The following is a 21,949-nucleotide window of genomic DNA, read 5'->3' as shown; positions in this document are numbered from 1 at the left end:
CCCCTTAAGACTGCAAGACGTCTGTCAGGCGTTCAAGACGACCGCGAACGCTGCCATCAATCACCATATCGCCAGCACGGATAATGACACCGGCCAGTACAGACTTGTCAATTTTGCAATTCAGCTTAACTTTGCGTGACAGACGTTTCTCCATCGCAGCGGCAATCTTGGCCTGCTGTTCATCGCTCAGTGCACTCGAAGAGAGCACGTCGACTTCGATGGTGGATTCCAGCGCAGCACGCAGTTCGATGAACTGCTGCAACACGGCTGGGAGAACCAGTAAACGTCCATTTTCGGCCATTACGCGGATAAAGTTCTGGCCATGTTCGTCGAGCTCATCACCACAGATCGCAATGAACGTTTTGGACAGCGTTTCTGGTGCAACAGCACCGGAAAGCAATTCAGCCATCTGTTCGTTACGGGTGACAACAGCAGCAAACGCCAGCATTTGTTGCCAGCGCTCCAGGCTTTGGTTCTCAACGGCAAAGTCAAAAGCTGCTTTGGCGTAGGGGCGAGCTACAGTAACAAATTCAGACATCAGCCCCTTCCTCCTTACAGTTCAGCGACCAGTTTATCAACGATGTCGCTGTTAGCAGCTTCATCCACGGAACGTTCGATAATCTTCTCGGCACCAGCAATTGCCAGCATCGCGACTTGTTTACGCAACTCTTCACGAGCGCGCTTACGTTCGGCTTCGATCTCAACCTGAGCCTGCGCCACGATTTTGTTACGTTCCTGCTCGGCTTCTGCTTTCGCTTCATCCATGATCTGAGCTTTGCGTTTGTTGGCTTGCTCGATGATCACCTGAGCTTCTGCTTTAGCAGTTTTCAGTTGGTCGGTCGCATGGGCTTGCGCTAAGTCCAAATCTTTTTTGCCACGCTCTGCAGCAGCGAGACCGTCAGCAATTTCTTTCTGACGCTTCTCAATGGCAGCCATGATAGGCGGCCATACATACTTCATGCAGAACCAGACAAACAGGATGAACGAAATAGCCTGGCCGAGGATTGTTGCGTTAAGATTCACAGCACAATGCCTCTTTAAAAGTTAATAATGTGGTTTCTTTGTCGAGAACTATTTCGACTTACGCGACAGCAAACATCACGTACAGACCCAGACCAACAGCGATCATCGGGATGGCGTCAACCAGACCCATAACGATAAAGAACTGTGTACGCAGCAGAGGAATCAGGTCAGGCTGACGAGCAGCGCCTTCCAAGAATTTACCACCCAGGATGCCGATACCGATCGCAGCACCGATTGCCGCTAAACCCATCATCACAGCGGCAGCCATGTACAGCAGATCCATACTCAGGTTTTCCATGACAGTCTCCAGTTTATTTCAGTTTATAAAGTGCAAGTGTTTTAAGAAAATCAGTGCTCTTCAGATGCCATCGACAGATAAACGATCGTCAGAACCATGAAAATAAAGGCTTGAAGCGTAATGATCAGAATGTGGAAGATTGCCCAAGGCAAGCTCAGAACCCACTGTGACCACCACGGCAACAGGCCGGCAATAAGGATGAAGATCAACTCACCCGCATACATGTTGCCGAACAGTCGCAGACCCAGAGAAACAGGCTTGGACAGCAGGCTGACACCTTCAAGAATCAGGTTGATTGGAATAAACAACGGATGGTTGAACGGCTGCATGGTCAACTCTTTAGCAAACCCACCAACGCCTTTCATTTTGATGCTATAGAACAGAATCAGGACAAACACGGCCAAAGCCATCGACAGAGTGATGTTAACGTCTGCGGTAGGCACCACGCGCAGTGCAGGCAACCCTGACCACGTACCGAGAAGCGGCAGGAAATCAACCGGGATCAGGTCCATCATGTTCATCAGGAACACCCAGACGAACACGGTCAGCGCCAACGGTGCGATCACCTTACTCTTGCCGTGATACATGTCTTTCACGCTGTTGTCGACAAACCCAACCAGCAGTTCAACAGCGGTTTGCAGCTTACCGGGAACGCCGCTGGTGACGTTTTTAGCCACTTTACGGAAAATCGCCAGGAAGATAACCCCGAGGACAACGGAGAAAAACATTGAGTCGACGTTAATCGACCAAAAACCCGTCCCGATCTGAAGATGCGTCAGATGGTGACCGATATACTCCTGTGGAGTGTTGATTGCTCCTGCAGACATGATGCCTCTTACCCTTTATTGAGTTAAGTTCGGTAACGGTTAATCACGGTCGGTGCCACGATCTGCACCACTAACACCGCTAAATAGGTCAGGACAAGCGGCATAAACACCGCTTTGAACACCCCAAGCGCCACGATCAACAAAACAATGGTGACCACGACCTTTAATCCTTCGCCAATAGCAAACGACCATGCAACCCTGCCGGGTGCTGGCGTTTGCGCCTGATGGCGCAAGGCAAACAGCATAAACATGGCATTCGGCAACCAGGCAGCAAGCCCCCCCGCCAACGCCGAGACGCTCCATTCCAGGCTTTTCAACCCGAAAGCAGCGCTGATCAGAACAAAAGTCATTAACTGCAAGAACAGCAGCTTGCGTGCAACTTTTCCGCTGTAAAGGGACACAGACATGACGTTTGTTCTCTCCGTACCCTAAAGGGTATGCTGAGTGACGTATAAAACTGTTTTTGCGGTTCCAAGTCAAACAGCCAAAAACGAGCAAATTATACGGGCCACTCCAACGAATTCAATCGATAAGTAGCGAAAAGGTGAACAATTATTTAAATTTCCCTTTTTCGAGCAGCTTATGTCAGAAAAAAGCCGGAATAATCGTACGCATTTAATTGTCTGATTATTCCTGTATTGCTCAAGAAAACGTGCACCTGATCACAATACTCATCATCATTAATTTATACCTCACCCTTTCGGCCAGAGTCTTTAGCTAATCGAGCGATAAAATTTTATTATAAATCAAAATATTGCAGGTTAACCTTTCAAAAACAATCCTTCTACCCGAGAAAAACCTTCTATTGACATTCTCAGGACGAATGCAGCAACAGCAAATTAACATCGACCGCACAACAGAATCTTTCACATATCGTCGCTAACGTGACTATTACATTTGGCAATAGGGTGGTTTTCTGTAATCGAAGCGTGCCTTTATTGTTAAAAAAAAGTAAAAAAGATAAAAGGCAGATTGTTTTTTATTAACCCGCTTATATTTACCTTCCCGATGACCGCTTAACCGATACTTATTTGATTCTGAGCAAACTTAATTCGCCTTGAGTACCACCAGATGCCGTTCTCCTTCCAATTCAGGAACATGCAAACGAACCACTGACTCAAGGGTAATATCTGCAGGCAACTGAGCCAGTTCCTCTTCAGGGTGAACACCTTTCAGCGCATAAAAACGCCCTTGCCCTTTTGCAGGCAGATGGTGACACCAGGCAAGCATATCCTGCAGTGACGCAAAAGCACGGCTGATCACCCCGTCGAACGGTGGCTCCGCTGGAAAGTCCTCCACACGGCTCTGTACCGGCTCAATATTTTTCAGCCCCAGTTCATGTTGTACCTGGCGCAGGAAACGCACGCGCTTGCCCAGGCTGTCCAACAGGGTGAAATGTGAATCCGGGCGCACGATCGCCAACGGGATCCCCGGTAACCCAGGGCCAGTACCGACATCGATAAAACGCGATCCCTGCAGATAAGGGTTAACCACAATGCTGTCGAGGATATGACGGACTAACATTTGCAATGGATCGCGAACCGAAGTGAGGTTGTAAGCCTTATTCCATTTGTCGAGCATACCGACATAACCCAGCAACTGCTGTTTTTGTTGATCGGGAAGCGCAATTCCTGCCGCAGAGAGCAGCGAATCTAATTTTTTTTGCACAATGGGATCCTCTGACAAAAATGGAACAACACATCTGGCCATGCGGTTCTGTAGAGCGGCTATGATAATTCAGGCATGGGGTAATGTCAGTGGCCGTTTGCTCAGCAGATAAGCAAACGGCAAAATGAACACAGGTTTTATGCGCTGCGGCGCAGCAAGCCCTGCTTTTTCAGCCAGATCAGCAGAATGGAAATGGCCGCTGGAGTAATACCTGAAATACGCGAAGCCTGGCCGATCGAATTCGGTTTATGATCGTTAAGCTTGGCAATCACTTCATTCGATAACCCGGAAACCTGGCGATAATCGAGATCTAATGGCAACAAAGTATTCTCATTGCGTTGCTGTCTGTCTATCTCTTCCTGCTGGCGCACAATGTAGCCTTCATACTTCACCTGAATTTCTACCTGCTCAGCGGCTTGAGAATCAGCCAGTGCCGGGGCAAAAGCGCTAAGCCCGGTCAAGCGGGTGTAATCCATTTCAGGCCGACGCAGCAACTCTTCACCGTTGGCCTCACGTGACAACGGCGATTTCAGCAGAGTGTTAACCTGTTCCACGTTTTCTGAATGTGGATGAACCCAGATATCGCGTAAACGCTGGCGTTCCTGCTCAATATGCTCCAGTTTCGCGTTGTAGCGAGCCCAGCGAATGTCGTCCACCAGCCCCAATTCACGGCCCTTTTCCGTCAGGCGTAGATCGGCATTATCTTCACGCAGCATCAAGCGGTATTCAGCCCGCGAGGTAAACATACGGTAAGGCTCTTTGGTGCCTAAGGTGCTGAGATCGTCTACCAGCACCCCAAGGTAAGCCTGATCGCGGCGCGGTGACCAACCTTCATCGTCAGCCGCATAGCGCCCAGCATTCAGGCCAGCCAGCAAACCTTGTGCTGCCGCCTCTTCGTAACCGGTGGTGCCGTTGATCTGACCTGCAAAGAACAACCCTTGGATAAATTTGCTTTCCAATGTGGGTTTTAAATCGCGGGGATCGAAGAAATCATACTCAATGGCGTAACCCGGGCGCACGATGCGGGCATTCTGCATCCCTTCCATTGAACGCACGATCTGCATTTGTACATCAAATGGCAGACTGGTGGAGATCCCATTCGGGTAGATCTCGTTACTGGTCAACCCTTCGGGCTCCAGGAAGATCTGGTGTGAGTTTCGATCGGCAAAACGCATCACTTTGTCTTCGATCGACGGGCAATAACGTGGCCCGATCCCTTCGATGATCCCGGCATACATCGGACTACGATCCAGATTATTGCGGATCACATCATGGGTTTTTTCGTTGGTATGGGTGATATAGCACGGCATTTGTTGCGGGTGCTGGCTGGCACTCCCCAGGAATGAAAATACCGGGCTTGGCGTATCACCATGTTGTTCGGCCAATACGCTGAAATCGATAGTTCGTGCATCGATACGTGGTGGAGTTCCGGTTTTTAAGCGATTAACACGTAAAGGCAATTCACGCAGGCGTTGTGATAACGAGATTGATGGCGGATCGCCAGCACGGCCACCGCTGTAGTTTTCCAAACCAATATGGATCTTGCCATCAAGGAAAGTTCCCACCGTCAACACCACGGCTTTGGCACGGAATTTGAGCCCCATTTGGGTCACTGCACCTACAACACGATCGTTTTCCACTATCAGATCTTCAACAGCTTGTTGAAAGATCATCAGGTTTGGCTGGTTCTCCAAAGCGGTACGGACGGCTTGGCGATACAACACGCGATCGGCCTGAGCACGGGTAGCTCTCACCGCCGGGCCTTTGCTGGCGTTTAGTATCCTAAACTGGATGCCTGCATGATCGATCGCCGTTGCCATTAGGCCACCGAGTGCATCGATTTCTTTAACCAGATGCCCTTTCCCAATACCTCCAATCGCTGGATTACAGGACATTTGTCCCAGCGTGTCGATATTGTGAGTCAGTAATAACGTCTGACGACCCATACGTGCCGCAGCCATGGCAGCTTCGGTACCGGCATGGCCACCACCGATGATGATGACGTCAAATTGATCTGGATAAAACATGGAACTGCACCTCGAAGTACTTGCGAACGATCTTGATCTGCCCTGGGGGAGGATTCTACTCAAGTTTAGACGATCGACCAAGCGCTCAGGATCGTCGTTAATTAAAAGAAGATCTTTTTTATTTAAAGATCTCTTTATTAGATCTCTTATTAGGATCGCGATCCTTTGTGGATAACTGGCAATTATCGATGAAGATCAGCAGATTAATGAGGATCGTTTGCTGTTAATGATCGGTGATCCTGGCGCTGATAAGCTGGGATCTAAAAGGCATGTTATGCACAGCATGAAAAGCGTACTGCGGTTGTTATTGGGATAACTACGGCTTTTACCCTGCTTTTAAGCTTAGTTATCCACAATCGTTCGCGCGATCTTTGAGCTAATTAGAGTAAATTAATCCAATTCTTTACCCATTCCTCGGCAGGATCCTCAGGGATTTCGTGCTGGGTCACGTCGATCTCGAGTCGATCGCCGATCCTTTTTGCTCCACGAGCCACTAAAAGATCGTCGATCTGTTTGATCGCACCACAGAAGGTGTCGTATTCAGAACTCCCCAAACCGATAGCACCAAAGGTTACCGAGGAGAGATCGGGTTGCTGCTCTGCGATTTGTTCTAGCAGTGGTTGCAGATTGTCGGGTAAATCACCGGCTCCATGGGTGGAGGAAACCACCAGCCACCGCCCATTCAGCACCAGTTCATCCAATTCAGGGCCATGCAGCATTTCTGTGGAGAAACCTGCGGCTTCCAGTTTCTCAGCCAAATGCTCAGCGACATACTCAGCACTGCCAAGCGTGCTGCCACTGATCAGAGTAATATCTGCCATGAATGATCCCAACCTTGCCAAAGAGGCAGCATTGTACGCTGTGAATGGGCTGGGATCTAGTTGTGGATAATCAGGGGATAGAAATCGCTTCGTTAAGGCACAATGGTACGCATTATGGGGTTCTGCAACGAGATCAGAGTTTCGGTTGACTGGATCTCGTCGATAGTCTGGATCTTGTTGATAAGTACCTGTTGCAACGCGTCTATGGAACGGCACATCACCTTGATAAACACGCTGTAATGCCCGGTGGTGTAGTAAGCTTCCACCACTTCCTCCAGGCTTTCGAGTTTTCTCAATGCTGAAGGGTAGTCTTTAGCACTCTTCAATATAATGCCGATAAAACAGCAGACGTCGTAACCCAACTGTTTTGGGTTCACATCCACCCGTGCGCCAGTAATGATGCCAGCCTGTTTCATTTTCTCTACCCGGACATGAATTGTGCCGGGGCTGACGGCAAAAGCCTTCGCCAGTTCAGCGTAGGCGGTACGTGCATTTGCCATTAAGGCGTTGAGAATGCCGCGATCGAGATTATCGATCTGATAAATTTCTGCCATTAAATCCCCCTATAATTGATGATTGTTGAATTATCACCGCTTAAAAATGAACGATTAAAAACGAAAAGGCAATATTGATTAATGGATATTGAATTGTGATGCCATTCTGTTGCTTAATCGTCGGCAACTAGACAGGTTATTTAAGAGATACGGCAATGAAAAAGCAGTTTATTCAAAAACAACAGCAAATCAGCTTCGTGAAATCTTTCTTTTCTCGCCAACTGGAACAACAGTTGGGGCTGATTGAAGTCCAGGCTCCGATCCTCAGCCGCTTGGGCGATGGCACGCAAGACAACCTTTCCGGCAGCGAGAAAGCGGTGCAGGTTAAAGTGAAAACCTTGCCTGATGCCACGTTTGAGGTGGTGCATTCTCTGGCGAAATGGAAGCGTAAAACCCTCGGTAGTTACGATTTCAGCGCAGGCGAAGGCTTGTATACCCATATGAAAGCCCTGCGCCCGGATGAAGATCGTCTGACGCCGATCCACTCGGTCTATGTCGATCAGTGGGATTGGGAACGCGTAATGGGCGACAGCGAACGTCATCTGGCTTACCTGCAAGACACCGTTACGCGCATCTATGCTTCGATAAAAGAAACGGAAGCAGCAGTGAGCCGTGAATATGGTCTGACCCCGTTCCTGCCAGAGCAGATTCATTTTGTTCACAGTGAAACTCTGCTGCAGCGTTACCCAGAATTGGACGCCAAAGGCCGTGAACGTGCTATTGCCAAAGAGTTAGGTGCCGTGTTCCTGATTGGTATCGGTGGCAAACTGTCACATGGCAAATCGCACGACGTGCGTGCGCCGGATTATGATGACTGGACGACACCAACAGCCGATGGGCTGGCTGGTTTGAACGGCGATATCGTGGTGTGGAACCCGGTATTGCAGGATGCGTTTGAGCTGTCCTCCATGGGGATCCGCGTTGATGCCGCTGCGCTTAAGCACCAGTTGGCGTTGACCGACGATCAGGAACGCCTGAAGCTGGAATGGCACCAGTCATTACTGCGTGGTGAAATGCCGCAGACTATTGGTGGCGGTATCGGTCAATCACGTTTGGTGATGCTGTTGCTGCAACTGTCGCACATCGGTCAGGTACAGTGTGGCGTGTGGGCACCTGAAGTGCGTGAAGCGGTTGAAGGGCTGCTGTAAGTTGCGTTTAGCGCCGCCAGCGGCGCATTAAACGGCTTTTTAGCCCGGTATCGAAGCGCCAGATATGATCGAAAATGCGCATGATGCCGGGTTTGCCATAAGCAGACATCGCTACCGCATGAAATCGTTGTTGGTGGCTTTGTTGCTGTAATTTCACCTTTTTGATCACTTCGTCTGGCAATCGCTGGGCAATAAAGTCAGAAATAATCACCGCGTCAGCATCAACCCAACCGCTTTCTGCCATTTTGCTCACCGCTGCACTCAAACAGGCGGCCAGATCGGTGCCCCCACGAAATTGCTGGCCGAGGAAGCGTACGGCTTGCTCAATGCCGCTGGCGGCGGTCAGTTCATAGTGCACAATCTGGTTGGCGAACAGCATAATGTAGCAGCGGCGGTTATCGGCCAGGGCAATGCGTAACAGGGCCAGGCAAAAGGCTTTGGCGCACTGTTCGTTAAATCCCCCCATTGAACCGGATGTGTCAACGCAGACGATGAATGGCCCGCGCGGCTGCTGATCCTGCTGCTTATGGGTAACCTGGCGCATCACGATCTGTTCCTGCCAGGCATCGCCTTGCAGTCGATAGCTTAATAAACGCTTCTCCAGCAGCCGTCGGTAAAACTCAAACTCCAGCTCTTCAATGCCTAACGTTGCCAGCTCGGGGGGTAATAAACGCAGAATATCGTCACTTTGGTGAATACCGCTGACTTCTTCTGGCTGAATGGCAGGAACCTGTACCATCATGCGAAAAGGTTCTGGCTGCGCATCCTGTTGCAGCACCGCTTTGGCCTCATAACTGCGCCCCAGTTGCTCTGCCAGTTTTTGCAATTCCGGCTGTTGCTGCAGAAAATCACCGTATTCCACCAGCCGCTGATAATCACCACGCTGTAAATGGCCTTTGCTCATGTCCCATAAACGCCCGGCAGCGGTGTCGTTATCAGCCAGTATCGGCTCCAGCGCACCGCTTAACGCCAGCCGCTCCTGCAATTCTGCCATCAACTGTTCGCGTTCCTGCTCAAGCAACTGATGATGCAGCATGGTGGCCTGCAGCGTCAGGCTGATGCGCCAGCGCTGTAAAAACAGGGTTTGGAAACTGTCTGGCTGGTTTTGCCGATCGGCTGCATCAACCAGCTCCTGCGCCTGCTTATAAAATGGTGAGACTAACTGACGCAGCAGTTCGAGCGTGTCGTTGAGGTGATGAAAGAATTGGGTGTTGTTTTCCAACTGGCACTGTTGGTAACGGTAAAACTCCTGCGCCAGTGCGGGGGGCACCATTGCCTGATGAATGCGTTCTTTTAGCTGTAATCTCCAACGTGGCAAATCGCGGTTGAGCGCCCGGCGTATGGCTGGGAATTTATTAAAAAACATCATGAGCTGCGGGGCTGCCAGCATGCCAATGATCATCTCTTCGATCAGTTCCCCTTCGGCGATCGACAGCAGCAGATCAATCGTTTCAAGGCTGAGCATCGTTATTGACCGCGCATCTGCTGGTACTGCTGCTTAACCTGTTCGGCAACCTGCAACAGGCTGGCTTCAATCTTTGCCAAGCCGCTGGCTGAAACAAACAGGCATGGCTGATGCAGGCTGAATAACCTGCGCTGCTCCGCCAAGCGTTGGGTCAGCGTTTCCATTTCGTCCAGCAGTGCTTGCGGTGTGCCGCCGGTTGGTTTACCTGCAGAAGTCAGTAACGAAGGTTGGCGGCTGATATCCAGCACCGTCAAATGCAGTTGCTCGTCTACTTCCAGTTCGATCTGCTGGGCAAAACCAATGCCATTCAGCTTGGCACGCACGTCACCGCCTTTTTGCAGCCAGTTTTCCAGGGCGCTGCTTTCAATGCTGAGGTGATTAACCTGGATGTCGTGCAGTTGCAGCGGTTTTTGCAGCAGCAGGGTTAACGTACTACCCGCGAGCGGGGTTTCCAGCGCATATTGCGGCTTGCGGCTGAACATACCGCCTTTTTTAACCAGGTAGATCGCCTGGCGATCGCTTTGTTGCTGCTGGTGCTGCATCCAACGGGTATGTGTCTGCTGTAGCTGGATTAATAGCGTTTGCTGCTGATAGGCCTGCTCAGCCAGCAGTTGATCGACCTGCTGCTGCAACAGTTTCAGTGAGGTAAGATCGTGCCACAGGCAATCTTTCAGCAGCATCAAATCCAGCGGAGCAATAGCATCGCGACCGCTAAAGAATGCGCTGGCCTGCAGCAACCGCAACGATTTTTTCCAGCGGCGATCGGAGACATAAGGAGCCTGTTCCAGCGCATCCAAACGCTGGCGCAGCAGGAAAATCAGCTCAAAACAATTTTCCGGCAATTTGACTTTATCGATTTGCGGCTGCCATTGGTGGAACTCTTCATCGCTGATGCTCAATGCTTCGGGCACCGGGTTGTCACTTTCACTTTGGCGGTTGATCAACAACGAACGGAAATTCTGCTTATCCTGTACCTTATCGAGCCACAGGCGGATCAGCATCCGATCGTAAAGGGCTTCAAGGCTGTTATCCGCTTCTGGCAGTTCGTTAGAGGCGGTGACCAGCAACCGCAGAGGAATGGCTTCTTCGCTGTTGCCGTTGCGGAAGCGGCGTTCGTTGATCGCGGTCAGCAGCGTATTGAGGATTGCCGGACCCGCTTTCCAGATCTCATCAAGAAACACGATTTCCGCTTCGGGTAAATAACCGGAGGTTAAGCGCTGGTAGCGTCCTTCATCTTTTAGCGCCTGAATCGACAACGGGCCAAACACTTCTTCCGGCGTAGAAAAACGCGTCATCAGATATTCGAATGAACGGGCACTGCGGAAAGCGAACTTTAACCGGCGGGCTATCAGGCTTTTGGCGATCCCTGGGGGGCCAAGCAAGAAGACGCTTTCGCCGCAGAGTGCGGCCAGTAAACATAACCGGATGGCTTCCTGTCGTTCATAAAGGCCGCTCTCCAGCGCACTGCTGAGGCGGGAAATCCGTTCTGCCAGAAGTGATGATGACGCCATAAAATAGTCCGCGTTGTCCGTGGTTTAAGGCCAGCTTAATGGGCTGATAGCCAATCTTGCTGGAGAATGAGATGATAAACCACCTTTTTCTAAAAAACGGTATAGCTTGTTGATTCGTATTGTTTTCACCTGAAAAAGAGTGGATATGGTTCACATTTTGTTTATTTTTAGCGACAGAGATCAGGGTAGGTAACCCTGATAAATGGTGCATACTGTGCGCCTTTTATCTTCTTTGTCTTTCCAGGCACAGCGTTGTAGGTTATTCAACTACACTTGAAAGCCATTGGATGCGTGGGCGTAATGGATCTTGGAGCCCGTATCTCTAGCTTGATGCGGATGCATCGGTTGCCAGATGACCTAGCAAAAGAAATGAATTATGAGCACAGAGCATAAACAGTCTTTATCGGCGGTAACCCTGGCGGCTATTGGGGTGGTTTACGGTGATATCGGTACCAGCCCTCTTTATACCCTGCGGGAATGTTTCTCCGGTCATTATGGGTTTGATGTCCGTCCTGATGTGGTTTTTGGTTTTCTTTCCCTGATCTTCTGGATGCTGGTAGTTATTGTTTCCCTGAAGTATCTCACCTATGTGATGCGTGCGGATAACGCTGGTGAAGGCGGCATTCTGACATTAATGTCGTTAGCCGGGCGCAATACCTCACCACGCACTACCGCCTGGTTGGTGATATTTGGCCTGATTGGCGGCAGTTTCTTTTATGGCGAGGTGGTGATCACCCCGGCCATCTCGGTGATGTCGGCGATTGAGGGGCTGGAAATCGCCGCGCCGTCGCTTGATCCCTATATTGTGCCGTTATCTATTCTGGTGCTGACCTTATTATTCGTGATTCAGAAGCATGGCACCGGTAGCGTCGGCAAGCTGTTTGCGCCAGTCATGCTGTTATGGTTCATCGCGTTGGCATTGCTTGGTTTACGCAGCATTATCGATAACCCTGAAGTGTTGCAGGCGTTGAACCCCAAGTGGGCGCTGAACTTCTTTATTGAATATAAGAAGGTCTCATTTTTTGCGCTCGGTGCGGTGGTGCTGTCTATTACCGGCGTAGAAGCTTTGTATGCTGATATGGGGCACTTTGGTAAATTCCCGATCCGCCTGGCCTGGTTTAGCGTGGTGCTGCCTTCTCTGGTACTCAACTACTTTGGTCAAGGGGCTCTGCTGCTGAAAAACCCCGAGGCGATTAAGAACCCTTTCTTCCTGCTAGCCCCTGACTGGGCCTTGATCCCATTGCTGATCCTGGCGACACTGGCCACGGTTATTGCTTCTCAGGCGGTCATTTCCGGCGTATTTTCACTGACCCGGCAGGCGGTGCGCTTGGGGTATCTGTCCCCCATGCGCATTATCCACACCTCAGAAATGGAGTCGGGCCAGATCTATATCCCGGTCGTCAATTGGCTACTGTACATCTCCGTCGTGCTGGTGATCGTGGGCTTTGAGCATTCAGGTAATCTGGCGGCGGCCTATGGTATTGCGGTAACCGGAACGATGGTGCTGACCAGCGTTCTTATAACGTCGGTAGCGCTTAAAAACTGGCATTGGAACCGCTTTCTGGTGGGTGGCACGCTCGCGATCCTGCTGATTATTGATGTGCCGATGTTTGCTGCCAATGCGCTGAAGTTGTTCTCTGGCGGTTGGCTACCGCTGACGTTGGCGCTGATGATGTTTATCATCATGACCACCTGGAAAAGCGAGCGCTTCAGCCTGTTACGCCGTATCCATGAGCACGGTAATTCTCTTGAGGCGATGATTGCCTCGCTGGAGAAATCCCCGCCGGTTCGTGTGCCAGGCACCGCAGTGTTTATGTCTCGGGCCACCAACGTGATCCCATTTGCGTTGCTGCATAATCTCAAACACAACAAAGTGCTGCATGAGCGTGTGGTTCTGTTGACGCTGCGTACCGAAGATGCGCCTTATGTGCATAATCTGCGCCGGGTAACCATTGAACAACTGTCTCCGACTTTCTGGCGCGTGGTGGCCAGTTATGGCTGGCGTGAAACGCCAAACGTTGAGGAGGTGTTCCACCGTTGCGGTTTGGAAGGGCTACAGTGCCGCATGATGGAAACCTCGTTCTTTATGTCGCACGAATCGCTGATCCTCACCAAACGGCCATGGTATCTGTTCCTGCGTGGCAAACTGTTTATCGCGCTGAGCCGCAATGCGTTGCGCGCTCCTGACCAGTTTGAGATCCCGCCAAACCGCGTTATCGAACTGGGAACGCAGGTCGAGATATAAACCCTGAAGGGCTGAGTTGACTGACTTAGCCCTTTTCTTGTATTCAGAAAACCCCCAGCTAGGCTGGGGGTTCCGTAAAGCTTCCAGCTTTGAGTCGGCTCTTTTAATGGCCAGTAACGCTTGTGGTCAGGTAGCAACAAAGCACCTCTGGAGATAGATAAGCCGCTAATAGTTGATGAGAAAGGCTTAGCGCATACCCGATGAATGAGAGAAGTACCAACACGTTACTTATTCAGTGTCTTGGGGGGTAAGTACAAAGGAAACTGTCATATGCGCTAAGGAAGATATGTGTATAGAAAGATGTGATGGTAACTACAGTCGCCCTTACATTGATGTAGCCCGTTTACGGGCAGTAAGTAACAGAAGTAATGCAAATGTGAGGTAGTCATGCGCCTGTTAGGGCGCGGCAGGTAAGAGAGCCTTACAGGCGCATATGAAAAACCTCCGGCTATGCCGGAGGATATTTATTTATCTGCTTGTCAAACGCGAGCGAAACGTTTCGATGGCGATCACGTTTTTGCAACTTTATGGTTGTCTTCCCCCGCTGTTTTTTTAAACTCCATTATGAGCGAAACGTTTCGCTGTTGGAGTGAAAAGATGAAAAAAGGCGTGCTACTAAATTCTGAAGTTTCTGCGGTGATTTCCCGCCTCGGTCATACCGATCAGATCACCATTTGTGACGCGGGGTTGCCGATCCCGGCAGCGGCGCAGCGTATCGATCTGGCGCTGACCCAAGGAATACCGACGTTTTTACAGGTGGTCGGGGTGGTTACGCAGGAAATGCAGGTAGAAAACGCCATTCTGGCGGAAGAGATAGTTAAACAAAATCCGCAACTCCATGAAGCGTTGCTTGCTCAGTTGCAACAACTTAGTCAACACCAGGGCAATACCATAAGCGTGAGCTATATCAGCCACAGCGAGTTTAAGGCACAAACCGAGCACAGCCGAGCAGTGATCCGCAGTGGAGAATGTTCGCCATATGCCAACGTCATTCTCTGCTCCGGCGTCACTTTCTGAGGCAACTATGCAACCGTTACTGCAACTGCAAGGAATAGATAAAGCCTTTCCCGGCGTTAAAGCGCTTTCTGGCGCTGCCCTCAGTGTCTATCCCGGCAGGGTAATGGCACTGGTGGGGGAAAACGGTGCCGGGAAATCCACCATGATGAAAGTGCTGACCGGTATCTATAGCAAAGATGCGGGCAGCCAGCATTTTCTGGGCAAAGAGGTGGTATTCAACGGGCCGAAGGATTCGCAAGAAGCGGGCATCGGCATTATTCATCAGGAACTGAATCTGATCCCTCAACTGACCATTGCTGAAAACATTTTTCTTGGCCGTGAGTTTGTTAACCGCTTTGGCCGCATCGATTGGAAACGCATGTATGCCGAAGCGGACAAACTGTTGGCGCGCCTGAACATGCGTTACAGCAGCCACCGGCTGGTGGGGGAATTATCGATTGGCGATCAGCAGATGGTCGAAATTGCCAAAGTGCTGAGCTTTGAATCGAAAGTCATCATTATGGATGAACCCACCGATGCGCTGACCGATACCGAAACGGCTTCTTTATTCAGCGTCATCAATGAACTGAAAGCAGAAGGCCGTGGCATTGTTTATATTTCCCATCGTCTGAAAGAGATCTTTGAAATCTGCGACGATGTGACCGTGTTCCGCGATGGTCAGTTTATCGCCGAATGCCCGGTCGCCGAACTGCAGGAAGATTCGCTGATCGAAATGATGGTGGGCCGCAAGCTGGAAGAACAGTATCCGCGCCTGAATCTGCCACGCGGTGAAAAGCGCCTGCAGGTCAGCCATGTTTCGGGCCCAGGCGTCCACGACGTCAATTTTACCCTGTATCGGGGCGAAATTTTGGGTGTCGCTGGCCTGATGGGGGCCGGGCGCACCGAATTGATGAAGATTCTGTACGGTGCAGCTCCGCGTCACAGCGGCAACGTCAGCCTTGATGGCCGCGAGGTCGTTACTCATTCACCACAGGATGGGCTGGCGAATGGCATTGTTTATATTTCCGAAGACCGTAAACGTGATGGTTTAGTGTTAGGGATGTCAGTGAAGGAAAACATGTCACTGACCGCCCTGCGCTATTTCAGCCGTCGCGGTGGCAGCCTGAAACAGGCCGACGAACAGCAGGCCGTGAACGATTTTATCCGCCTGTTTAATATCAAGACGCCATCAATGGAACAGCCGATTGGCCTGCTTTCGGGGGGGAATCAGCAGAAAGTGGCGATCGCCCGTGGCTTAATGACCCGGCCAAAAGTGCTGATCCTCGACGAACCGACCCGTGGCGTCGACGTCGGTGCCAAGAAAGAGATTTATCAGTTAATTAACCAGTTCAAGCAGGAAGGGTTGAGCATCATTCTGGTGTCTTCGGAAATGCCAGAGGTGCTGGGCATGAGTGACCGCATTCTGGTGATGCACGAAGGCCATATCAGCGGTGAATTCCCGGTTGAACAGGCTACTCAGGAAGTGTTGATGGCAGCCGCTGTCGGCAAGCAATACGGCGTAAAGCAGGAGTAATCAGATATGAGTTCCCAGACTATCACAGCTAAGCGCTGGTTGAGTAAAGAGTGGCTGTTAGAGCAGAAATCGCTGATTGCGCTGCTGGTGCTGATTGCCGTGGTGTCTTCAATGAGCCCGAATTTCTTCACCCTCAACAACCTGTTCAATATTTTGCAGCAAACGTCGGTGAACGCCATTATGGCGGTGGGTATGACGTTAGTGATCCTGACTTCCGGTATCGATTTGTCGGTGGGATCACTGCTGGCGCTGACCGGAGCGGTAGCGGCGTCGATTGTCGGCCTTGAAATCAATGCGGTAGTCGCCGTGGCGGCAGCTTTGGCATTAGGGGCCGCCGTAGGGGCTGGCACCGGGATTATTGTTGCCAAGGGCAAAGTTCAGGCATTTATTGCCACGTTGGTGATGATGTTGCTGCTACGCGGTGTCACCATGGTGTATACCAACGGCAGCCCGATAAATACCGGCTTTACCGATGTGGCGGATGCTTTCGGCTGGTTTGGTATTGGCCGCCCATTGGGGGTGCCAACGCCGATCTGGATTATGGCGATCGTGTTTATCGCCGCCTGGTACATGCTGCATCACACTCGCCTGGGCCGCTATATCTATGCGCTGGGGGGGAACGAGGCCGCGACCCGTTTGTCTGGCATCAGCGTCGATAAAGTGAAAATCATCGTTTACTCATTGTGCGGCCTGTTGGCTGCGCTGGCTGGGGTGATCGAAGTGGCACGTTTATCGTCGGCACAGCCTACGGCGGGGACCGGTTATGAACTGGATGCCATCGCTGCGGTGGTGCTGGGGGGGACCAGTTTGGCTGGGGGCAAGGGGCGCATTGTCGGTACACTGATCGGTGCGCTGATCCTCGGCTTCCTGAATAACGGTTTGAATTTGTTGGGTGTTTCTTCTTACTACCAAATGATCGTGAAAGCAGCCGTTATTTTGCTGGCGGTTCTGGTTGATAACAAAAAGCAGTAAGTCTCTTTAGAGGCGGGCTCGCCAGCCCGCAGTATTCACAGACGCTTCTTCTCCTACAGGAATCTCGAACATGAAAATGAAAAAACTGGCCGTACTCGCTTCTGCTATTGCTTTGTCGGCCACTCTGAGCGCCAATGCGCTGGCTAAAGACACTATCGCGCTGGTGGTTTCAACGCTGAATAACCCGTTCTTTGTTTCGATGAAAGAAGGGGCACAGCAGGAAGCCAACAAATTGGGTTACAACCTGGTGGTGCTGGATTCTCAGAACAACCCGGCAAAAGAGCTGGCCAACGTGCAGGACCTGATGGTGCAAAACCCGAAACTGCTGCTGATCAACCCAACCGATTCTGATGCGGTAGGGAATGCCGTTAAGATGGCCAATCAGGCCAAGATCCCGGTAATCACCTTGGATCGTGCTGCTGCCAAAGGTGAAGTGGTCAGCCATATCGCTTCTGACAACCGCGCAGGCGGTAAAATGGCCGGTGATTTCATTGCCAAGAAAGCCGGGGCTGATGCGAAAGTGATCCAGTTGGAAGGTATCGCCGGGACTTCTGCGGCACGTGAACGTGGCGAAGGCTTCAAACAGTCTCTGGAGCAGAACAAATTTAAACTGCTGGCCAGCCAGCCTGCGGATTTTGATCGCACGAAAGGTTTGAACGTGATGCAGAACCTGCTGACTGCCCATCCAGACGTGCAGGCAGTATTTGCCCAGAACGATGAAATGGCGTTGGGTGCGCTGCGTGCGCTGCAAACTGCCGGTAAAACTGACGTAGTGGTGGTCGGTTTTGACGGCACCGATGATGGCGTAAAAGCGGTTGAAGGTGGCAAACTGGCGGCAACCGTGGCACAACGCCCGGATCAAATCGGGGTAATTGGCATTGAAACGGCTGATAAAGTGCTGAAAGGCGAAAAAGTGCCAGCCACTATTCCGGTCGATCTGAAGCTGGTGACCAAGTAAGTCATCTTTACGCCACCGGAACGGGTGTTACGGTGGCGCGTAATTTTTCAGGAATCAATGCGATGGAAACAGGAAAGCTGGTGGTTTTGGGCAGTATTAATGCCGACCATATCCTTAATATCGAACAGTTTCCCCACCCAGGGGAAACGGTGATCGGGAAGCACTACAACGTTGCTTTTGGCGGCAAAGGCGCTAACCAAGCGGTGGCTGCCGGGCGCAGTGGTGCAGAGATAGCGTTTATTGCCTGTGTCGGGGCTGATGATATTGGTGAACGTATTCGCCAGCAATTGGTAGCCGATCGCATTGATACCCAACCGATTGAGGCCGTTGCTGGACATACCACCGGGGTGGCGCTGATTTTTGTTAATGCTGAAGGTGAGAACGTGATTGGTATCGACGCTGGTGCCAATGCGGCCCTGACGCCCGATTATCTCAAGCGTTATCAGCAGCAAGTGATTGAGGCCGACGCGTTACTGATGCAGCTCGAATCTCCGTTAGAGACGGTGATTGCTGCTGCCGAGCTGGCAAAGCAACACCATACGCAGGTGATCCTTAACCCTGCACCGGCTCGCGAGTTGCCGGATGAGTTACTGGCGATGATCGATATCATCACGCCGAATGAAACAGAGGCTCAACGCCTGACCGGTATTGCCGTTAATAATGACAGCGATGCTGCCCGTGCCGCTAATGCGTTGCATGATAAAGGTATTGAGCGGGTGATTATCACGCTCGGTAGCCGGGGTGTCTGGCTGAGTGAAAACCGTAACGGCAAATGTGTGCCGGGCTTTAAGGTGAAAGCGGTCGATACCATTGCGGCTGGTGATACGTTTAACGGCGCATTGGTGACGGCGTTGCTGGAAGGCAAGGCGATGGATGATGCCGTGCGCTTTGCACATGCGGCGGCAGCGATTGCCGTTACCCGCCCAGGCGCTCAGCCTTCAGTACCTTGGCGTGAAGAAATTGACGCTTTCTTGTTGCAACAGGGGTAATACTTTTGGCCACCATGAAAGATGTTGCTCGTCTGGCTGGTGTTTCAACCTCGACGGTATCGCACGTTATTAATAACAATCGTTTTGTCAGTGATAGCATACGCGATAAAGTCATGGTGGCCGTCGAACAGCTTAACTATGCCCCGTCAGCATTGGCGCGCAGCCTGAAACTCAACACCACGCATACCATTGGTATGCTGGTCACCTCCAGCAATAACCCGTTTTACGCCGAAGTGGTGCGTGGCGTAGAGCGCAGTTGCTATGAACGTGGCTATAGTCTGATTCTGTGCAATACCGAAGAAGACGAGGCACGTATGAACCGCAGTATGGAAACACTGTTGCAAAAGCGAGTCGATGGCTTGCTTTTGATGTGCACCGAGAATCATCGTCCATCACCGGATGCGCTGAGCCGTTATCCCTCCTTACCTATTGTGATGATGGATTGGGCTCCGTTCGGTGGAGCTAATGATATTATTCAGGATAACTCGTTACTTGGTGGTGAAATGGCAACCGAGTATTTGATTAGCCGTGGCTATCGCAAAATTGCCTGCATTGCCGGGCCACAGGATAAAACCACCGCGCACCAGCGTTTGGAAGGGTATCGCCGGGCGATGCATCGTGCCGGGCTCGAGATTCCGTCTGGCTATGAAGTGTATTGTGATTTTGAATTTGAGGGTGGCGTTCAGGGGATGCAGCAACTATTAGCACTGGCCGAACCGCCACATGCGGTTTTTGCCGGGAACGACGCCATAGCCGTAGGGATTTATCAGGCTCTGTATCTGGCGGGGATGGTGGTGCCGCAGGATATGGCCGTCATGGGGTATGACGATATCGAGCTGGCCAAGTATTTGACGCCGCCGCTGAGTACTATCCATCAGCCAAAAGATTCACTCGGGGAGTTGGCCATTGATGCATTGCTCAACCGTCTGCAACACCCCGAACGCGATGCTCAAGTGTTGGTACTGACCCCCGAGTTGGTGGAACGCGCCTCTGTTGGTTACCGCTAACCGGTTTGAATCTTTCTTCTTTATATAAGCAGTGAGTTTATTCGTTATCTTGCAACAAAGCTTGGCATGCTGCTAAAGCGGCCTGGCTGTCGCCAGACACAATGGCATCGACAATCGCCTGATGGTTTTGCAGTTTAATCACATCATTACCGCTAATCGCACGAAAATAGTCCTGGTACACCGAACTGAATAACTTGGCGAATGAGGTTAAAAAAGGGTTGGCGCTGGCTTCGTATATCAGTTGGTGGTACTGGGTATCGACCTCAATCCAGCGCTCGTGGTCAAAATTAGTGTGCAGCGTGTGCATTTCCAACATTAATTGCGTGAGCTGCTCTTTCTGTTGCGCTGTGGCATTGGCCGCTGCCAGTGAGCAAGCCTGGGGTTCGAGCGTGGTACGCAGGATCAGAAAGTGCTGCATGACCCGATCGAAGTTCTCTCTTGTCATCCACCAGGCTAATAAATCCTGATCGAGAAAATTCCATTGGCTCTGTGGCATCACTCTTGTACCAATACGTGGGCGAGGCAGCAGCATCCCTTTGGCAGCCAGTATTTTTACCGCTTCTCTCACCGCCGTGCGGCTGACACCAAATTGTTCCCCCAACTCCATCTCACCGGGCAGGATACTGCCAGCCTCATATTCGCCAGCTAAAATGCGTTGACCGAGTTTTTCTGCCAGCAGATAAGAAAGATTTCGTTGTGCGGCCTGTTGCTGAGCATCAAATTGCATGGCTGTGGATCCTTGGCTTGCTTTATTATCTTTTATTTTACTCTAGGGGGGCCTGTTTTACGGCGATTTTAGGGGGTAAGTGATAAAAACGCTGACTTACACAGCGTTTTGTTGAAAATAACCGCGCTTGAACCGTTTTTTGAATTTAGGGGTTGCGGCCTGCGCGGAACTCCCTATAATGCGCCTCCACTGACCGGGAACAACGACCAACACGTCGCCCAGGCAAGAAGAAGCAACCCGGTAAAGATACCGGTTCTCGCAAGAGAAAAAAGTTGACTCTTCAGCGGGAAAGCGTATTATCTGCCTCCCGCGTTACCGAGAAGCAACCCGGTAACCACGCTCTTTAACAATTTATCAGACAATCTGTGTGGGCACTCACAAGATGATATCCAGCTGCTTCGGCAGCACAAAAAAATATCAAGTCTTGAAGAGTGACCAAGCAGTAATTCATTTGAATGAATTATTACGAACGTTGATTTTCGAGCATCGCTGTACATGTTGCAGCACATCAAGCTTTTAATTGAAGAGTTTGATCATGGCTCAGATTGAACGCTGGCGGCAGGCCTAACACATGCAAGTCGAGCGGCAGCGGAAAGTAGCTTGCTACTTTGCCGGCGAGCGGCGGACGGGTGAGTAATGTCTGGGAAACTGCCCGATGGAGGGGGATAACTACTGGAAACGGTGGCTAATACCGCATAACGTCTTCGGACCAAAGTGGGGGACCTTCGGGCCTCACACCATCGGATGTGCCCAGATGGGATTAGCTAGTAGGTGGGGTAATGGCTCACCTAGGCGACGATCCCTAGCTGGTCTGAGAGGATGACCAGCCACACTGGGACTGAGACACGGCCCAGACTCCTACGGGAGGCAGCAGTGGGGAATATTGCACAATGGGCGCAAGCCTGATGCAGCCATGCCGCGTGTGTGAAGAAGGCCTTAGGGTTGTAAAGCACTTTCAGCAGGGAGGAAGGCGACATATTTACTACATGTGTTGATTGACGTTACCTACAGAAGAAGCACCGGCTAACTCCGTGCCAGCAGCCGCGGTAATACGGAGGGTGCAAGCGTTAATCGGAATTACTGGGCGTAAAGCGCACGCAGGCGGTTTGTTAAGTCAGATGTGAAATCCCCGCGCTTAACGTGGGAACTGCATTTGAAACTGGCACGCTAGAGTCTTGA

General features: G+C 51.2%; 20 protein-coding genes and 1 rRNA gene. 9 read left to right on the top strand and 12 right to left on the bottom strand.

The annotated features are described in order from the left end of the window. Positions 1–4: 4 nt before the first annotated feature. From atpH to asnC, 9 genes are all read right to left on the bottom strand, one after another. Positions 5–538 carry a F0F1 ATP synthase subunit delta gene (atpH, locus tag IV04_RS18715; RefSeq protein WP_037404146.1) on the bottom strand — a complete coding sequence of 178 codons (534 nt, stop codon included), beginning with the start codon at positions 536–538 and terminating at the stop codon, positions 5–7. Between the two features lie 14 nt (positions 539–552). Continuing rightward, positions 553–1,023 (bottom strand): F0F1 ATP synthase subunit B, encoded by a 471-nt coding sequence (gene atpF, locus IV04_RS18710; protein WP_037404148.1) that lies wholly within the window; start codon positions 1,021–1,023, stop codon positions 553–555. A 58-nt stretch (positions 1,024–1,081) separates the two neighbouring features. After that, complete coding sequence (gene atpE, locus IV04_RS18705) at positions 1,082–1,321, bottom strand: F0F1 ATP synthase subunit C (RefSeq protein ID WP_004093904.1); 240 nt, start codon at positions 1,319–1,321, stop codon at positions 1,082–1,084. Between the two features lie 50 nt (positions 1,322–1,371). Continuing rightward, the gene (gene atpB / locus IV04_RS18700; RefSeq protein ID WP_037404149.1) at positions 1,372–2,148 is read right to left on the bottom strand and encodes a F0F1 ATP synthase subunit A; all 777 of its coding nucleotides are present in this window, start codon (positions 2,146–2,148) and stop codon (positions 1,372–1,374) included. A 23-nt stretch (positions 2,149–2,171) separates the two neighbouring features. Beyond that, on the bottom strand, positions 2,172–2,555 hold the full coding sequence (atpI, locus tag IV04_RS18695; protein WP_037404150.1) for a F0F1 ATP synthase subunit I: 384 nt from the start codon (positions 2,553–2,555) through the stop codon (positions 2,172–2,174). Between the two features lie 640 nt (positions 2,556–3,195). Further along, the gene (rsmG, locus tag IV04_RS18690; RefSeq protein ID WP_037404151.1) at positions 3,196–3,816 is read right to left on the bottom strand and encodes a 16S rRNA (guanine(527)-N(7))-methyltransferase RsmG; all 621 of its coding nucleotides are present in this window, start codon (positions 3,814–3,816) and stop codon (positions 3,196–3,198) included. 137 nt (positions 3,817–3,953) lie between these two features. After that, positions 3,954–5,843 (bottom strand): tRNA uridine-5-carboxymethylaminomethyl(34) synthesis enzyme MnmG, encoded by a 1,890-nt coding sequence (mnmG, locus tag IV04_RS18685; RefSeq protein ID WP_037404152.1) that lies wholly within the window; start codon positions 5,841–5,843, stop codon positions 3,954–3,956. A 380-nt stretch (positions 5,844–6,223) separates the two neighbouring features. After that, on the bottom strand, positions 6,224–6,664 hold the full coding sequence (gene mioC, locus IV04_RS18680) for an FMN-binding protein MioC (protein ID WP_037404154.1): 441 nt from the start codon (positions 6,662–6,664) through the stop codon (positions 6,224–6,226). A 92-nt stretch (positions 6,665–6,756) separates the two neighbouring features. Next, entirely contained in the window at positions 6,757–7,218 is a 462-nt protein-coding gene (gene asnC / locus IV04_RS18675; protein WP_037404155.1) for a transcriptional regulator AsnC, read from the bottom strand. A 155-nt stretch (positions 7,219–7,373) separates the two neighbouring features. Here asnC and asnA point away from each other — a divergent pair, with 155 nt between their 5' ends. Further along, the gene (gene asnA / locus IV04_RS18670; protein WP_037404156.1) at positions 7,374–8,366 is read left to right on the top strand and encodes an aspartate--ammonia ligase; all 993 of its coding nucleotides are present in this window, start codon (positions 7,374–7,376) and stop codon (positions 8,364–8,366) included. A gap of 7 nt (positions 8,367–8,373) precedes the next feature. Here asnA and viaA read toward each other — a convergent pair whose 3' ends face one another. Then, positions 8,374–9,831, bottom strand: a complete 1,458-nt coding sequence (gene viaA, locus IV04_RS18665; protein WP_037404157.1) for an ATPase RavA stimulator ViaA — start codon at positions 9,829–9,831, stop codon at positions 8,374–8,376. Between the two features lie 2 nt (positions 9,832–9,833). After that, positions 9,834–11,342: an ATPase RavA gene (gene ravA, locus IV04_RS18660; protein WP_037404159.1), complete on the bottom strand. Its 1,509-nt coding sequence runs from the start codon at positions 11,340–11,342 to the stop codon at positions 9,834–9,836. Between the two features lie 376 nt (positions 11,343–11,718). Between ravA and kup the strand changes: the two genes are divergently transcribed. The 7 genes from kup to rbsR all read left to right on the top strand — a co-directional run bounded on the left by kup (position 11,719) and on the right by rbsR (position 20,043). Further along, entirely contained in the window at positions 11,719–13,587 is a 1,869-nt protein-coding gene (gene kup / locus IV04_RS18655) for a low affinity potassium transporter Kup (protein WP_037404160.1), read from the top strand. Positions 13,588–14,184: 597 nt separating this feature from the next. After that, positions 14,185–14,604, top strand: a complete 420-nt coding sequence (rbsD, locus tag IV04_RS18650; protein ID WP_037404162.1) for a D-ribose pyranase — start codon at positions 14,185–14,187, stop codon at positions 14,602–14,604. A 7-nt stretch (positions 14,605–14,611) separates the two neighbouring features. Continuing rightward, positions 14,612–16,117, top strand: a complete 1,506-nt coding sequence (gene rbsA / locus IV04_RS18645; protein ID WP_037404164.1) for a ribose ABC transporter ATP-binding protein RbsA — start codon at positions 14,612–14,614, stop codon at positions 16,115–16,117. Between the two features lie 6 nt (positions 16,118–16,123). Further along, positions 16,124–17,089, top strand: a complete 966-nt coding sequence (gene rbsC, locus IV04_RS18640) for a ribose ABC transporter permease (RefSeq protein ID WP_037404166.1) — start codon at positions 16,124–16,126, stop codon at positions 17,087–17,089. A gap of 70 nt (positions 17,090–17,159) precedes the next feature. Then, the gene (rbsB, locus tag IV04_RS18635; protein WP_037404168.1) at positions 17,160–18,047 is read left to right on the top strand and encodes a ribose ABC transporter substrate-binding protein RbsB; all 888 of its coding nucleotides are present in this window, start codon (positions 17,160–17,162) and stop codon (positions 18,045–18,047) included. 62 nt (positions 18,048–18,109) lie between these two features. After that, positions 18,110–19,036 (top strand): ribokinase, encoded by a 927-nt coding sequence (gene rbsK, locus IV04_RS18630; RefSeq protein ID WP_037404169.1) that lies wholly within the window; start codon positions 18,110–18,112, stop codon positions 19,034–19,036. 5 nt (positions 19,037–19,041) lie between these two features. After that, complete coding sequence (gene rbsR / locus IV04_RS18625; RefSeq protein ID WP_037404170.1) at positions 19,042–20,043, top strand: ribose operon transcriptional repressor RbsR; 1,002 nt, start codon at positions 19,042–19,044, stop codon at positions 20,041–20,043. A 37-nt stretch (positions 20,044–20,080) separates the two neighbouring features. Here the strand turns inward: rbsR and IV04_RS18620 are convergent, their stop codons facing one another. Continuing rightward, a complete protein-coding gene (locus IV04_RS18620) occupies positions 20,081–20,770 on the bottom strand; it encodes a FadR/GntR family transcriptional regulator (protein WP_037404171.1) in 690 nt (229 codons plus the stop codon). Positions 20,771–21,287: 517 nt separating this feature from the next. Between IV04_RS18620 and IV04_RS26610 the strand changes: the two genes are divergently transcribed. Beyond that, positions 21,288–21,949 (top strand): 16S ribosomal RNA (locus IV04_RS26610); the annotation flags it as partial.

The sequence above is a fragment of the Serratia sp. Ag1 genome (assembly GCF_000743355.1).
Classification (GTDB): domain Bacteria; phylum Pseudomonadota; class Gammaproteobacteria; order Enterobacterales; family Enterobacteriaceae; genus Chania.
The sequence above is the reverse complement of the archived record's forward strand: the minus strand, read 5'-3'. Positions and strand labels throughout refer to the sequence as shown.